This is a genomic window from Kitasatospora sp. NPDC030952 (genome assembly GCF_055571335.1).
The window spans coordinates 76,243-90,762 of the sequence record NZ_JBVIFM010000028.1 but is presented as its reverse complement, the minus strand read 5'-3'; the positions used below and the strand labels follow the sequence as shown (position 1 = coordinate 90,762).

Genomic DNA, 14,520 nt, shown 5'->3' with positions numbered 1-14,520 from the left:
ACATCTATCCACGGAACGGGACGGGCCCGCAACGGATTTAAAGACGCGTCCGGCCCGGCGGAGCGGGTGCTCCACCGGGCCGGGTACGACGGCTCACGGCGTCAGCTGACGACGGTGACCTCGCCGATGCCGAGCGCCCGCACGTCCGCCTCGATCGCGGCGGCGTCGCCGACCAGCACGGTGACCAGGCGGTCCGGCGGGAAGGCCGCGACCACGGCCTCGGTGGCCGCGGCGGTGGGCAGTTCGGCCAGCTGGCGGTAGACCTCGGCCTGGTAGTCGTCGGCGAGGTACTGCTCGACCTGGTCGGCCAGGGTGCCGGCGACCGAGCCCGCGGTCTCGTACTTCAGCGGCGCGACGCCGACCAGGAACTGCACGGCCTCGTCGCGCTCGGCGTCGGTGAGGCCCTCGGCGGCGAGGGTGCGCAGGATGGTCCAGGTGTCGGCGAGCGCGGGGGCGGTGGAGGCGGTGTCCACCGAGCCGCTGATGGCGAGCAGCGAGCGGCCGGTGCCGTCGGCGGCGGAGCGCAGCGGCTGGGCGAAGGCCCGGACGCCGTAGGTGTAGCCCTTCTCCTCGCGCAGGACGCGGTCGAGGCGGGAGGTGAGGGTGCCGCCGAGGCAGTAGGTGCCGAGGATCTGGGCGGCCCAGACCGGGTCGTGGCGGTCGGGGCCGATCCGGCCGATCAGCAGCTGGGTCTGGACGGAGCCGGGGCGGTCGACGATGAGGACGCGGCCGTGGTCGTCGCCGGTGACGGGGGCGTGGACGGAGGGCTCGGCGGTGCTGCCGGTCCAGGTGCCGAGGGTGCTCTCCAGCAGGGCGGGCAGGTCGACGCCGGTGAGGTCGCCGACCACCACGACGGTGGTGGTCGCGGGCCGCACGTGGGCGTTGTAGAAGGCCTTGACGGCGGCCCGGTCGATCGACTTGACGGTGTCGGCGGTGCCGCTGCGGGGCCGGGAGAGGCGGTCCGCGGCGTCGAAGAGCTCGGCGTAGAGGGCCTTGGCGGCGCGCCGGGCGGGGTTGGCCTGCTCGTGGACGATCTCGTCGAGCCGGTTGGCGACCAGGCGCTCGATCTCCTCCGCGGGCAGGGCGGGGGCGCGCAGGGCGTCGGCGAGCAGGGTGAGGCCGCGCTGCAGCCGGGAGGCGGGGACCTCCAGGGCGACCCGGATGCACGGGTGGTCGGCGTGGGCGTCCAGGGTGGCCCCGGCCCGCTCCAGCTCGCCGGCGAACTCCTCGGCGGTGAGGGTGTCGGTGCCCTCGTTGAGGGCGCGGGCGAGGATCGCGGCGATGCCGTCGAGGCCCTCGGGTTCGGCGGCGAGCGGGGCGTCGAGGAGGACCTCGACGGCGACCAGCTGCTGGCCGGGCCGGTGGCAGTGCAGCACCGTGATGCCGTTGCCGAGGGCGGCGCGCTCGGGGGCGGGGAAGGCCCACGGGCCGGGGGTGCCGGGCTGGGGCTGGGGGTGGAAGGTCATCGCGGGGACGTAGTCGGTGCTCATACGGCGGCACCCTCCTCTTCGGAAGCGGCGTCGGAAGCGGCGGCGGTCGGCTCGTAGACGAGGACGGCCCGGTTGTCGGGGTGGAGCCGGGCCTTGGCGACGGCCTGGACCTCCTCGGCGGTGACGTCGAGGACCTTGGGGAGGGCGTCGTTCAGCAGCTTGGGGTCGCCGAACAGGACGGCGTAGCGGCAGAGTTCGTCCGCGCGGCCGGCGACGGTGGTGAGCCGGTCGAGCCACTCGCGCTCGATCTGGGCCTGGGCGCGCTCGAGCTCCTCGGGGGTGGGGCCCTCGGCGGCGAAGCGGGCGAGTTCCTCGTCGACGGCGGCGTCGATCTGCGCGATGGTGGCGTCGCCGGAGGTCTTGACGTCGAGCCAGCCGAGGCTGGGGGCGCCGGCCAGGCGCAGCAGGCCGAACCCGGCGGCGACGGCGGTGCGGTCGCGGCGGACGAGCCGGTTGTAGAGGCGGCTGGACTCGCCGCTGCCGAGGATGGTGAGCGCGAGGTCGGCGGCGTCGGCCTCCCGGGTGCCGTCGTGCGGCAGGCGGTAGGCGGCCATCAGGGCGCGGGAGGGGACGTCCTCGGCGAGGTTCTGGCGCAGCTCGCGGCCGATGGTGTCGGGGAGTTCGCCGGAGCGCGGCGGCTGCTTGCCGTCGTGGGCGGGGATGGAGCCGAAGTACTTCTCGACCCAGGCGATGGTCTGCTCGGGGTCGATGTCGCCGACCACGGACAGCACCGCGTTGTTGGGCGCGTAGTAGGTGCGGAAGAACGCGCGGGCGTCCTCGAGGGTGGCGGCGTCGAGGTCGGCCATCGAGCCGATCGGGGTGTGGTGGTACGGGTGGCCGTCGGGGTAGGAGAGCGCGGTGAGCTTCTCGAAGGCGGTGCCGTACGGGACGTTGTCGTAGCGCTGGCGGCGCTCGTTCTTGACGACGGCGCGCTGGTTCTCCATGGACGTCTCGTCCAGGGCGGCGAGCAGCGAGCCCATCCGGTCGGCCTCCAGCCAGAGGGCGAGCTCCAGCTGGTGGGCGGGCATGGTCTCGTAGTAGTTGGTGCGCTCGAAGCTGGTGGTGCCGTTGAGCGAGCCGCCGGCGCCCTGGACCAGCTCGAAGTGGCCGTTGTTGGAGACGTTGGCGGAGCCCTGGAACATCAGGTGCTCGAAGAGGTGGGCCAGGCCGGTGCGGCCCTTGACCTCGTGGCGGGAGCCCACGTCGTACCAGAGGCAGACCGCGGCGACCGGGGTGAGGCGGTCCTCGGAGAGGACGACGCGCAGGCCGTTGGCCAGGCGGTGCTCGGTGATGGCGATGCCTCGGCTGGAGGCGGGGGCCGGGTTGGCCATGCGCTCGGGTCCTTCCCGTCGTCGATGTCGGGGTTCGTGTGGCGTCCCCCATTGTGGTGCAACGCGTGGGGGGCGTGTTTGTGTCCGCGCGGAAGTGGCGTTCGCCAGGGGCGGAAGAGGGCCGCTGACCGGGAGTGTCGGCGCGAGGGTCCACAATGGGGGCGCCGTGCCCTGTCGGTCGCGTCCGGTTGACGGTCGCGGCGGCAGGACGGTGCATCAGGACGGCACCGCCCGTTCCGACGCCCGACGGCCGGCCGACCACCGGCCGCCGCCACAGCCAGCGACACGTAAGGGAGCCCCGCCGCGATGGCCCGCCGCAGTTCGCAGACCCCGCCGCCCGGAGACTTCGAGGAGCGGATCCTCGACGTCGACGTCGTGGACGAGATGCAGGGCTCCTTCCTGGAGTACGCCTACTCGGTGATCTACTCGCGTGCGCTGCCCGACGCGCGGGACGGTCTGAAGCCCGTGCACCGCCGGATCCTGTACCAGGCCAACGAGATGGGCCTGCGCCCGGACCGCGCGCACGTGAAGTGCGCCCGCGTGGTGGGCGAGGTGATGGGCCGGCTGCACCCGCACGGCGACCAGTCGATCTACGACTCGGTGGTGCGCATGGCGCAGCCGTTCTCGATGCGGCTGCCGCTGATCGACGGGCACGGCAACTTCGGTTCGCTGGGCAACGACGACCCGCCGGCGGCGATGCGTTACACCGAGTCGCGGCTGACGGCGGCCTCGATGGCGATGGTGGAGTCGATCCACGAGGACACCGTCGACTTCGGTCCGAACTACGACGGCAGCGAGCAGGAGCCGCTGGCGCTGCCGGCCGCGTTCCCGAACCTGCTGGTGAACGGTGCGACGGGCATCGCGGTCGGCATGGCGACCAACATGCCGCCGCACAACCTGTCCGAGGTGGTGGCCGCGGCCCGGCACCTGATCAAGCACCCGACCGCGGACCTGGACACCCTGATGCGGTTCGTGCCCGGTCCGGATCTGCCGACCGGCGGACGGATCGTCGGCCTGTCGGGGATCCGGGACGCGTACGAGTCGGGTCGCGGCACCTTCAAGATCCGGGCGACCACGACGATCGAGAACGTCACGGCGCGCCGCAAGGGCATCGTGGTGACCGAGCTGCCGTACAACGTCGGCCCGGAGAAGGTCATCTCGAAGATCAAGGACCTGGTCAACGCGAAGAAGCTGCAGGGCATCGCGGACGTCAAGGACCTCACCGACCGCGAGCACGGGCTGCGGCTGGTGATCGAGGTGAAGAACGGCTTCGTGCCGGAGGCGCTGCTGGAGCAGCTCTACAAGCTGACGCCGTTGGAGGAGACCTTCGGCATCAACAACGTGGCGCTGGTGGACGGGCAGCCGCTGACGCTGGGCCTGAAGGAGCTGTTGGAGGTCTACGTCGACCACCGCTTCACGGTGGTGCGTCGGCGCAGCGACTTCCGCCGCCGCAAGCGGGAGGAGCGGCTGCACCTGGTCGAGGGTCTGCTGGTGGCCCTGGTCGACATCGACGAGGTCATCGCGATCATCCGGTCGAGTGACAACGCCCAGCAGGCGAAGGAGCGCCTGATGGAGCGCTTCTCGCTGTCGGAGACGCAGACCGGCTACATCCTGGACACCCCGCTGCGCCGACTGACCAGGTTCGACCGGGTGGAGCTGGAGCAGGAGAAGGCGAAGCTGAAGTCGGAGATCGCGGAGCTGACCGAGATCCTGGAATCGGACGCCAAGCTGCGCAGCGTGGTGTCGTCCGAACTGGGCGCGGTGTCCAAGCAGTTCGGGACGGAGCGGCGCACGGTGCTGCTGGAGGCGGGGGCGGCCCCGTCGGCGGCGCTGTCGGTGCCGTTGGAGGTGGCGGACGACCCGTGCCGGGTGCTGCTGTCCTCGACGGGGCTGCTGGCGCGGACGGCGGACGGCGAGCCGTTCGAGCTGTCGGAGAAGCGGGCCAAGCACGACGTGATCGTGTCGGCGGTGCCGGCCACGGCGCGGGCGGACGTGGGTGTGGTGACGTCGGCGGGCCGGGTGCTGCGGCTGCCGGTGATCGACCTGCCTGCGCTGCCGCCGATGCCGTCGCCCACGCTGGCGGGCGGCGCCGCGGTGGGCGAGTTCCTGCGGCTGGAGGCCGGGGAGCGGGTGCTGGCGCTGACCACGCTGGACGAGTCCTCGCCGGGGCTGGCGCTGGGCACGGTGCAGGGCGTGGTGAAGCGGGTGGTGCCGGAGTGGCCGGCGAACAAGGACGAGTTCGAGGTGATCGCCCTCAAGGACGGCGACGAGCTGGTGGGCGCGGTCGAACTGCGCACCGGCGAGGAGGACTTGGTCTTCATCACCTCGGACGCCCAGCTGCTGCGCTACCCGGCGGGGCAGGTCCGTCCGCAGGGTCGTCCGGCGGGCGGCATGGCGGGCGTCAAGCTGGCGGACGGCGCGCGGGTGCTGTCGTTCACGGCGGTGGATCCGGCCGTGGACGCGGTGGTGGTCTCGGTGGCGGGCGCCTCCGGCACCCTGTCCGGTGACGAGCAGTCGTCCTGGAAGGTCACCCCGTTCGAGCAGTACCCCCGCAAGGGCCGGGCGACCGGCGGCGTCCGCTGCCAGCGCTTCCTGCGGGGCGAGGACGCGCTGGCGTTCGCCTGGGCGGGTGCGGCCCCGGCCCGCGCGGCCGGTGCCAAGGGCGCGCCGGTCGACCTGCCGGAGCGTGACCCGCGCCGGGACGGCTCGGGCACCCCGGTGGCGGCGCCGATCGCGGTGGTGGCCGGTCCGGCGTGACGTCCGGCGTGATGTCCGGCCCGGCGTGATTCCTGGCCCGGTGTGATTCCTGGCCCGGCATGATGTCCGGTTCGGCGTGATGCCTGGTCCGGGGGGGCGGGGTGCCTGCGGGTGCCCCGCCCTCCGGCGTGTCCGGGGCCGTCGCGCGGGCTCGTCCGAGGCCCGTTCCCGGCCCCCGGGCCCGCCCGAACGGCTGAGGGTAGCCTTGCCCAAGTGAGCACCTGTGCGACCGCGTCGCGTGAACTTTCGGAGCCGCTGACCGCGACGGCGGCGGTCGCGACCACCTGGCTGCTGCTGGAGCAGAACGGCCCGTGGGGTGCGAAGGCGCTGGCCGAGAGCCACCTCGACACGGCGGTCGGGCGAGCCCTGGAGGCGGCCGCGGCGGGCACCGGCGTACGGGTGGCCCTGATCCGGCGGCCGGGCCGGCACGCGGACTGCCTGCCGACCGCGCGGCACGAGGTGGTCGTGGCCCACACCGTACCGGGCCGCGGCTGGGTGCGCCGGGCCCAGGTCGGGGACCCGGCGGAGCTGCTGGAGCTGGACTTCGCGGCGCTGGGCGTCGGCGACCACACGGGTTTCGGCGTGGAGCACGTCGGCGGCCCGCTGGCCCTGGTGTGCACCAACGGCCGCCGGGACCGCTGCTGCGCGCTGCTGGGCCGTCCGCTCGCGGCGGAGCTGGCGGCGGCCGGGCACAGCGAGGTGTGGGAGGTGACCCACCTGGGCGGGCACCGCTTCTCCCCCACGATGCTGGTGCTGCCGTACGGCTACGCGTACGGGCGGCTGACGCCGGAGAGCGCCAAGGAGGTGCTGGCGGCGACGGCGGCCGGGCACATGGTGCCGGAGTGGTCGCGGGGCTGCTCGGGCTGGGAGCGTCCGGGCCAGGCGGCCGAGCACGCGGTGCGGCTGGCGACCGGCGAGACCGGGGCGGCGGCGCTGACCCTGGTGCAGCGGCCGGACGGCGCGGGCCGCTGGCTGGTGCGGGTGGTGCACCGGGACGGCCGGGCCTGGGAGGTGGACGTGATCGAGTCGGTGAGCGAGCCGCCGCGTCCGGAGAGCTGCGGCAAGGCGGCGGGGACGCCGTCGCGGATGGACGTGCTGTCCGTACGGGGGTTCTGAACACCGCGGCGGCCCCGCGCCCGTGGGGGTGAGCGCGGGACCGACGGGCAGATGGGGTGAGCGCGGGACCGCGACGGACGCCGGACTCAGCCGGCGGCCTTGCCGACGAACTCGGTGGTGTACGTCTTGGCCAGGTCGATCGTCCCCTCCTTGCCCTTGACGTCCGGGTGGAAGGCGGCGAGCACGGCGAGCACGGTCTTGGGCCCGTCGGCCGGCATCACCCCGTCGGTGGTGAACATCGGCAGGGTGGACTTGATCGCCGCCGCGTACTGCTGGGCGCCGCCCTGGGCGTAGTCGGCGGGCATCTTCGCCGCGATCTCCTCCGGGCTGTGGGTGGACATCCACTTGAGGGTCTTCACGAAGGCGGCGGCGAGCTTCTGGGTGGTCTCCTTGTTCTTCTCCACCCACTCGGTGTTCATGTACAGCGACGACGAGGGGTAGAGCCCGCCTAGCGCCTGGCGCGAGCCCTCGGGGGTGCGCATGTCGTAGAGGATCTTGCCGAGGCCCTTGTCGAGGACGGCGGCGACGGTCGGGTCGGTGGTCATCCCGGCGTCGATGCTGCCCTGCTGGAGGGCGGCGATGAAGGTCTGGCCGGCGCCGACCGCGATCGGGCTGAAGTCGCTGACGGAGGCGCCGTTCTTGACCGCGAGGTACTTGGTGAGGAAGTCGGTGGAGGAGCCGATGCTGGTGACGCCGAGCTTCTTGCCCTTGAAGTCGGCGCCGGACTTGATGGCGTCGGCCTGCTTCGCGGAGACGAGTTCGACCTCGCCGGGGGCCTGGGCGAACTGGACCACCGACTCGACGTGCTTGCCCTTGGCCTGGAGGTCGATGGTGTGGTCGTAGAAGCCGACGGCGCCCTGGACGTCACCGGCCAGCAGCGCGGTGGTGGCGTTGACGCCGGCCGGCTCGGTGAGCAGCTCGACGTTGACGCCGGCCTCGGCGAAGTAGCCGAGCTGCTGGGTGAGCATCGCGGGCAGGTAGATGACCTTGTCCAGGCCGCCGACCATGATCTTGACCTTGGGGCCGTCGACCTGCTGCCCGGCCGGGGCGGCGCCGTGGGCCGAGGAGGCGGCGTCGTTGGCGCAGGCGGAGAGCGGGAGGACCAGGGCGGCGGCGAGGACGGCGGCGGCAGCTCTGCCGGTCGGGTGCGGGCGCATCGTGGGGGAGCCTCTCTGTACGTACGGGCAGGTGGGGAGTTCAGCGGCCGTCGCCCGCGTCGGCGGGCTTCCAGCGGAACAGCTTCTTCTCGGCGAAGGTCAACAGCCCCTCGGTGACCAGCGCGACGACCGCGAGGATGGTCATCGCGGCGTACACCCCGGCCGCGTTGAAGGTGCCCTGGGCGGCGGCGACCAGCAGGCCGAGGCCCTTGGTGGCCCCGATGTACTCGCCGACGATCGCGCCGATCAGCGCGAAGCCGAAGCTGACGTGCAGGCTGGTGAAGATCCAGGTGGTGGCGGCGGGGATGACCACCTGGAGGGTGACCTTGCGGTTGTCGGCGCCCAGGATGCGGGCGTTGGCGACCAGGTTGCGGTCCACCTCGCGGGCGCCCTGGAAGGCGTTGAAGAACACCGGGAAGAACACCAGCACCACCGCGGAGGCGACCTTGGAGGCCGGGCCGAGGCCGAACCAGATCAGGAAGATCGGGGCGAGCACGATGCGCGGGATGGCGTTGAGCACCTTGATGTACGGCCCGAACACATCGGCCAGGAACCGGATCCGGCCGAGCGCGATGCCCAGCAGCACACCGCCGACCACGCCGATCACCCAGCCGCTGAGGGCCTCGTACAGGGTGTAGCCGATCTGCTCGCCGAGCGAGCCCTGGGCGGTGCCGTGGGTGATCCACTGCCAGATCTGGTCCCAGATCCTGGACGGCTGCGAGAAGTTGAACGGGTCGATGACCTCGGTGCGGGCGCACAGCTCCCACAGGCCGAGGAAGGCGACCAGCACGCCGAGCCGGGCCGCGTAGACGGTCAGCCTGCGGTTGCGGGCGGCCCGTTCGCGGGCCTCGGTCCTGGTCGTGGCGGCCGGGGGCTTCCCGGCGGCGGTCGAAGCGGTTTCGGACGCGGTCTCAAGCGGCACGACCCGCTCCTCTCTCCCGGGTGATGCGCACCTCTTCGCCGAGCGAGGCCCAGATCTCGCGGTACAGCTCGACGAACCTCGGTTCCAGCCGGACGGCCTCCACGGTGCGCGGCCGTGGCAGGTCGACGGTGAAGATCTCCTTGACGGTGGCCGGCCCGGCCGTCATCACGACGACCCGGTCGGCGAGCGCGATGGCCTCGTCCAGGTCGTGGGTGACGAACACGACCGACGCTGCGTTTCTGGAAGAACCGGTGCCGGCCCACAGCTCCAGCAGCTGGTCGGACATCAGGGCGCGGGTCTGCACGTCCAGCGCCGAGAAGGGCTCGTCCATCAGCAGGATGGCCGGGTCGTTGACGAAGGTCTGGGCGAGCGCGACGCGCTTGCGCATGCCGCCGGACAGCTGGTGCGGGTAGCGGTCCTCGAAGGCGGACAGCCCGACCCGGCCGAGCCAGTCCCGGGCCCGTTCCCTGGCCTCGGCGGCGGGCACGCCGCGGAACCGCGGCCCGGCCATCACGTTGGACAGCACGGTGCGCCAGGGGAAGACGGCGTCCTGCTGGAAGACGAACCCGACCTGGGGGTCGATCCCGCGCACGGGCTCGCCGTACACCCGGACCTCGCCCTCGGTGGGCTCCTCCAGACCGCTGACCAGCGTCAGGGTGGTGGACTTGCCGCAGCCGGTGGGGCCGACGACGGCGACGAACTCGCCCTGGGCGACGGTCAGATCGAGATCGCGGACGGCGGTGTGCAGGGCCCCGGAGGGGGTGCGGAAGCGTTTCGTCGCGCCGGTCAGCTCGATCGCCGGGGTATTGGTCATTGATTCCTCCCGGGTCAGTGCTTGCCCCGGAAAGGTAGAAGCGGCCCCGGCCCCGGCGGGAGCCTTCTCCGCGTAGTGCGACTTCTCCGCATTGAGGGGTGTTCTGCTCGTTTTGCTTCCGCTACAACTGCGGGGACGCGGGCTGACAGAAACACCCCGGAAACATAGGGTGTCCCGACCCCACCCCTGACGGACCCCATCCCTGACGGACCCACCCCTGACGGACCCCGCCCCCGTAGCACCGACGCCACCGAGAGGAGGCCCGGATGAAGCTCCCCCACTGGCCCCGCCGGGTCTTCGCCCAGCTCCTGCTGAGCCAGACCGTCGTCACCGTCGGCGTCACCGCCGTGACCGCCGGGCTGTTCCTGGCCCCGGTCAGCAGCGAACTGGACCACGACGCGATGCAGCGGGCGCTGTCCATCGCCCAGGCCACCGCCACCGACGAGACCATCGCCCGGGCCGCCGACGCCCGGGACGTCGTCACCGCGCAGCGCAACGCCGAGCAGATCCGGCTGGCCACCGGCGCCAGCTTCGTCGTGGTCACCGACCTGGACGGCATCCGGCTGTCGCACACCGACCCCGGCCGGATCGGCCAGCGGGTCAGCACCGACCCGGAGCCCGCGCTCAACGGCCGCAGCGTCACCGCGATCCAGCAGGGCACGCTGGGCCGCACCGCCCGCGGCAAGGTGCCGCTGCGGACGACGGACGGCCGGATCGTCGGCGAGGTGTCCGTCGGCATCAGCGACGACTCGATCCGCCGCCGCCTGCTGAAGATGCTCACCGGCATCCTGCTGTGCGCCGCCGCCGGTCTGGCCGCCGGCACCGTCGCCACCCTGGTGCTGGCCCGCCGGCTCAAGCGCCGCACCCACAACATCGCGCTGGCCGACATCTCCGCGCTGCTGGTCGAGCGGGAGGCGATGCTGCACGGCATCCGCGAGGGCATGGTGGCGCTGGACGAGCGCGGCCGGATCCGGCTGGCCAACGACGAGGCCCTCCGGCTGCTCGGCCTGCCCGAGGACTGCACCGGCCGCCCGATCGCCGAAGTGCTGCCCCCGGGCCGGCTGGCCGACGTGCTGACCGGGCGGATCACCGGCCCCGACCTGCCCGCCGTACGGGACGACCGGGTGCTGGTGGTGAACCGGACGGCCACCAGCGAGGGCGCGGTGGTGACGCTGCGCGACCGCACCGAACTGGAGTCGCTGGTCCGCGAGCTGGACACCACCCGCAGCCTCACCGACGCGCTGCGCGCCCAGGACCACGAGCACGCCAACCGGATGCACACCCTGCTCGGCCTGCTCGAACTCGGCCGCCACGAACAGGCGGTGGCCTTCATCTCGGAGCAGTCCGGCTCGCACGCCGTGGTCGCCGCCCGGATCGCCGAGCAGGTGCGGGACCCGCACGTGGCGGCACTGCTGGCGGGCAAGACGGCGGTGGCCGGCGAGCGCGGGGTGCGGCTGGCGCTGGCCCCGGCCGCCCACCTGCCGGACACGGTGGTGGACGCCCGGGCGCTGGTGACGGTGCTCGGCAACCTGATCGACAACGCGGTGGACGCCCTGGAGGGGGGCGGCCGGGTGGAGGTGACGCTGGCGGCGGCCGGCTCCACCCTGCTGCTGCAGGTCGCGGACAGCGGCCCGGGCGTGCCGGAGGAGCTGCGCCTACGGGTCTTCGAAGAGGGGTGGACCAGCAAGGGCGCGCCCGCGCACCGCCCGCGCGGGCTGGGCCTGGCGATGGTGCGGCGGCTGGTCGAACGGACCGGCGGCCGGATCGTGCTCGACACCGGCCCGCTCGGCGGCGCCCGGTTCACCGTCGAACTGCCCGAGGCCCTGCTCACCGCTCAGCTCGTGGAGGCGTGATGATCGACGTACTCGTGGTGGACGACGACTTCCGGGTCGCGGACGTGCACGCCGCGTACGTGGCCAAGGTGCCGGGCTTCCGGGTCACCGGCACCGCCCACTCGGCCGGCGAGGCGCTGGCCGCGCTGGAGCGCCGCCCGGTGGACCTCCTGCTGCTCGACCACCACCTGCCGGACGAAACCGGCCTGGCGCTGGTCCGCCGGCTGCGGGACCGCCAGGTGGCCTGCGACGTGATGATGGTGACCGCCGCCCGGGACGTCTCCACGGTGCACGCCGCGATGCAGCACGGCGCCCTGCAGTACCTGGTCAAGCCGTTCACCTTCGCCGGACTGCGGGACAAGCTGGTCTCGTACGCGCAGCTGCGGCACGCGCTGGCCGCACCGGCCCGGGAGGCCGGCCAGGACGAGGTGGACCGGCTGTTCGCGACCCTGCGCAGCGCCTGCGCGCCCACCGGCGCCCTGCCGAAGGGCCACTCGGCGCCCACCACCGACCTGGTCCTCGGCGTGCTGCGGCGGGCCGGCCGGCCGCTGTCCGCCCAGGAGGTCGCCGACGCCACCGGACTGAGCCGCTCGACCGCCCAGCGCTACCTCAAGCAACTGGAGCGCGACAGCCGGCTGCGGCTGACCCTGCGCTACGGCGACACCGGCCGCCCGGAACACCGCTACGGACTGGCCGCCCGGGCCTAGACACGGGGGAACCCCGGCGGCCCCTGGCCCGCCGGGGCCCCGACCTCACGGATCAGTACGGCTAGGCCGCGCCCGCACCGGTGAGGGCCCGCACCTCCAGCTCGGCGAATCGGTCCGCGTCGGCGGGCTCGGGCGAGGTGAGCGTCCCGATCCAACCGGCCAGGAAGCCCAGCGGGATGGACACGATGCCGGGGTTCTCCAGCGGGAACCAGTGGAAGTCCACGCCGGGGAACAGCGCCACCTTGGAGCCGGAGACCACCGGCGAGAAGAAGACCAGCACGATCGCCGGGACCAGCCCGCCGTACACCGACCAGACCGCGCCCCGGACGGTGAACCGCGACCAGAACAGGCTGTACAGCAGCACCGGCAGGTTCGAGGAGGCGGCCACCGCGAAGGCCAGGCCGACCAGGAACGCGACGTTCAACTGCTGGGCGTACAGGCTGATCACGATCGCCACCGCGCCGATCCCGACGGCGGCGAACCGGGCGACCACCACCTCCTGCTGCTCGCTGACCTTCTCCGCGGCCCGCTCCCCACCGCGACGGCGCGGGCGCCCGCGCCAGGCGCCGGCCCAGATGTCGTGGGCGAAGGCGGCCGAGGAGGCCAGGGTCAGCCCGGCGACCACGGCGAGGATGGTGGCGAAGGCGATCGCCGAGATCAACGCGAACAGCACCACCCCGCCGGTGCTGCCGTTGCCGCCGCCGAGCACCAGGGCGAGCAGCGGAACGGCGGTGTTCCCGGCCGAGTTGGCGTGCCGCACCTCGGCCGAGCCGATCAGCGCGGTGGCGCCCAGGCCGAGCACGATGGCCATCAGGTAGAAGCCGCCGACCAGGCCGATCGCCCACATCGTGGAGCGGCGGGCGGCCCGGGCGGTGGGCACCGTGTAGAAGCGGGACAGGATGTGCGGCAGGCCGGCGGTGCCGAGCACCAGGGCCAGGCCCAGGCTGAAGAAGTCCAGCCGACTGGTGAAGGTGGCGCCGTACTTGAGCCCGGGTTCGAGGTAGCGGTGCCCGGCGCCGCTGTGCTGGGCGGCCTGGCGCATCAGCTCGAGGAGGTCGCCGTGGAAGCGGACCACCAGCAGCACGGTCAGCAGCACCGAACCCGCGATCAGCAGGACGGCCTTGACGATCTGGATCCAGGTGGTGGCCCGCATCCCGCCGATCGTGACGTAGACGATCATCAGGGCGCCGACCGCGATGATCGTCCAGGTCCGGGCCTGGGCGCTGTTGGTGCCGAGCAGCAGGGCGACCAGCGAGCCGGCGCCGACCATCTGGGCGACCAGGTAGAGCAGGGTCACCACGACGCTGGCGCCACCGGCCGCCGCCCGCACCCGGCGGCGGCGCAGCCGCAGCGCGAGCACGTCGGCGAGGGTGTACCGGCCGGCGTTGCGGACGAGTTCGGCGACCAGCATCAGCACGACCAGCCAGGCCACCAGGAAGCCGATGCTGTAGAGCACGCCGTCGTAGCCGTAGAGGGCGATCAGCCCGGCGACGCCGAGGAAGGAGGCCGCGGAGAGGTAGTCGCCGGAGAGGGCGAAGCCGTTCTGCAACGGGGTGAAGTCACGCCCGCCGGCGTAGAAGTCCTCGGCGGCATTGCCCTGGCGGCCGACCCAGAGGGTGATCCCCAGGGTGACCAGGACGATGACGGCGAACAGCACGATCGCCAGGCCGTGGTGCTGGCCGGTGGGGGCGACGGGGGGCGGGGTGGCGGTGGTCAGCACGCCGGTGGTGGCCGTCATCGCAGCTGGTCCTGGGTGTCCCAGCGCAGGCCCAGGGCGGCGCGGTCGCGCTTGGTCCGGGCGTTGCGGGCGTAGAGCCAGGTGAGCAGGAAGGTCGAGGCGAACTGCAGCAGTCCGAGCAGCCAGGCCACGTTGAGCGGGCCGGCCACCGGGGTGCGCATCACGCCGGGGGCGGCGGCCTCGGCGGCGACGTACATCAGGTACCAGCCGAGGAAGGCCCCGCTGGTCGGGAAGACGAAGCCCCGGTAGCTGCGGCGGATGTCCTGGAAGGCCGCGCTGGCCTGGACGCTCCGGTAGACCTCGGTGCTGTCGGTGGTGCTCACCGGCGCGGTCGGCTCCGGCGGGGCCAGCGGTGCGGCGGCCGACGCGGCGGCCGGGGCCGGCGGCGGCACGACCGGGGGCGCGGCCGGCGGGGCGGCGGGCGCGGCCGCCGGCTCGGGGGCGGCCGACCGGCCCGCGGCCGTACGGGTGGGCACCGGCTGGGCCGGTACGGCCGTTCGGCGGGGCGCGGCAGCCGGCTCGGATGCGGCGGCGGTGGCCGGAGCGGCCCACCAGTCGAATCGCTGCCCCTGTCCGGGACTGCTGGTCTGCTGCTGTGGCACTGCTGCTCCTGGGCCGGGCCGGGCGTTCTGACCCGAACCATCATGGAGGCCCCC

At 73.2% G+C, this 14,520-nt stretch carries 11 protein-coding genes; 4 read left to right on the top strand and 7 right to left on the bottom strand.

Annotated features, from left to right (window positions below; translation table 11 throughout):
- Positions 1-101: 101 nt before the first annotated feature.
- Positions 102-1,490, bottom strand: a complete 1,389-nt coding sequence (locus tag ACZ47G_RS34200) for a M16 family metallopeptidase (protein WP_465749488.1) — start codon at positions 1,488-1,490, stop codon at positions 102-104.
- Complete coding sequence (locus ACZ47G_RS34195; protein ID WP_465749486.1) at positions 1,487-2,821, bottom strand: M16 family metallopeptidase; 1,335 nt, start codon at positions 2,819-2,821, stop codon at positions 1,487-1,489. Before ACZ47G_RS34195 ends, ACZ47G_RS34200 begins: the two co-directional genes overlap by 4 nt.
- A gap of 306 nt (positions 2,822-3,127) precedes the next feature.
- Here ACZ47G_RS34195 and ACZ47G_RS34190 point away from each other — a divergent pair, with 306 nt between their 5' ends.
- Positions 3,128-5,578 (top strand): DNA gyrase/topoisomerase IV subunit A, encoded by a 2,451-nt coding sequence (locus ACZ47G_RS34190; RefSeq protein ID WP_465749484.1) that lies wholly within the window; start codon positions 3,128-3,130, stop codon positions 5,576-5,578.
- A 213-nt stretch (positions 5,579-5,791) separates the two neighbouring features.
- The gene (locus ACZ47G_RS34185; RefSeq protein WP_465749483.1) at positions 5,792-6,694 is read left to right on the top strand and encodes a sucrase ferredoxin; all 903 of its coding nucleotides are present in this window, start codon (positions 5,792-5,794) and stop codon (positions 6,692-6,694) included.
- A gap of 86 nt (positions 6,695-6,780) precedes the next feature.
- Here ACZ47G_RS34185 and ACZ47G_RS34180 read toward each other — a convergent pair whose 3' ends face one another.
- Genes ACZ47G_RS34180 through ACZ47G_RS34170 form a run of 3 tightly spaced genes read right to left on the bottom strand, consistent with a single transcriptional unit; the run spans position 6,781 to position 9,587 of the window.
- Positions 6,781-7,851, bottom strand: a complete 1,071-nt coding sequence (locus tag ACZ47G_RS34180) for an ABC transporter substrate-binding protein (protein WP_465749482.1) — start codon at positions 7,849-7,851, stop codon at positions 6,781-6,783.
- Between the two features lie 40 nt (positions 7,852-7,891).
- Positions 7,892-8,773 carry an ABC transporter permease gene (locus tag ACZ47G_RS34175; RefSeq protein WP_465749480.1) on the bottom strand — a complete coding sequence of 294 codons (882 nt, stop codon included), beginning with the start codon at positions 8,771-8,773 and terminating at the stop codon, positions 7,892-7,894.
- Positions 8,763-9,587 carry an ABC transporter ATP-binding protein gene (locus tag ACZ47G_RS34170; protein ID WP_465749478.1) on the bottom strand — a complete coding sequence of 275 codons (825 nt, stop codon included), beginning with the start codon at positions 9,585-9,587 and terminating at the stop codon, positions 8,763-8,765. Before ACZ47G_RS34170 ends, ACZ47G_RS34175 begins: the two co-directional genes overlap by 11 nt.
- Before the next feature lie 266 nt (positions 9,588-9,853).
- Between ACZ47G_RS34170 and ACZ47G_RS34165 the strand changes: the two genes are divergently transcribed.
- Positions 9,854-11,440, top strand: a complete 1,587-nt coding sequence (locus tag ACZ47G_RS34165) for a sensor histidine kinase (RefSeq protein WP_465749476.1) — start codon at positions 9,854-9,856, stop codon at positions 11,438-11,440.
- On the top strand, positions 11,440-12,126 hold the full coding sequence (locus ACZ47G_RS34160; RefSeq protein ID WP_380462239.1) for a response regulator: 687 nt from the start codon (positions 11,440-11,442) through the stop codon (positions 12,124-12,126). Before ACZ47G_RS34165 ends, ACZ47G_RS34160 begins: the two co-directional genes overlap by 1 nt.
- A 61-nt stretch (positions 12,127-12,187) precedes the next feature.
- On the opposite strand, the gene ACZ47G_RS34155 is transcribed toward ACZ47G_RS34160, so the two are convergent.
- Both ACZ47G_RS34155 and ACZ47G_RS34150 read right to left on the bottom strand, forming a co-directional pair.
- Positions 12,188-13,864 carry a solute symporter family protein gene (locus tag ACZ47G_RS34155; protein ID WP_465749473.1) on the bottom strand — a complete coding sequence of 559 codons (1,677 nt, stop codon included), beginning with the start codon at positions 13,862-13,864 and terminating at the stop codon, positions 12,188-12,190.
- Positions 13,861-14,466, bottom strand: coding sequence for a DUF485 domain-containing protein (locus ACZ47G_RS34150; protein ID WP_465749471.1), 606 nt, complete (start codon positions 14,464-14,466; stop codon positions 13,861-13,863). Before ACZ47G_RS34150 ends, ACZ47G_RS34155 begins: the two co-directional genes overlap by 4 nt.
- Positions 14,467-14,520 lie beyond the last annotated feature (54 nt).

Coding starts and splice junctions, on each gene's coding strand:
- ACZ47G_RS34200 (WP_465749488.1), bottom strand. CDS start 1,490: ATGAGCACCGACTACGTCCCCGCGATGACCTTCCACCCCCAGCCCCAG.
- ACZ47G_RS34195 (WP_465749486.1), bottom strand. CDS start 2,821: ATGGCCAACCCGGCCCCCGCCTCCAGCCGAGGCATCGCCATCACCGAG.
- ACZ47G_RS34190 (WP_465749484.1), top strand. CDS start 3,128: ATGGCCCGCCGCAGTTCGCAGACCCCGCCGCCCGGAGACTTCGAGGAG.
- ACZ47G_RS34180 (WP_465749482.1), bottom strand. CDS start 7,851: ATGCGCCCGCACCCGACCGGCAGAGCTGCCGCCGCCGTCCTCGCCGCC.
- ACZ47G_RS34170 (WP_465749478.1), bottom strand. CDS start 9,587: ATGACCAATACCCCGGCGATCGAGCTGACCGGCGCGACGAAACGCTTC.
- ACZ47G_RS34165 (WP_465749476.1), top strand. CDS start 9,854: ATGAAGCTCCCCCACTGGCCCCGCCGGGTCTTCGCCCAGCTCCTGCTG.
- ACZ47G_RS34160 (WP_380462239.1), top strand. CDS start 11,440: ATGATCGACGTACTCGTGGTGGACGACGACTTCCGGGTCGCGGACGTG.
- ACZ47G_RS34155 (WP_465749473.1), bottom strand. CDS start 13,864: ATGACGGCCACCACCGGCGTGCTGACCACCGCCACCCCGCCCCCCGTC.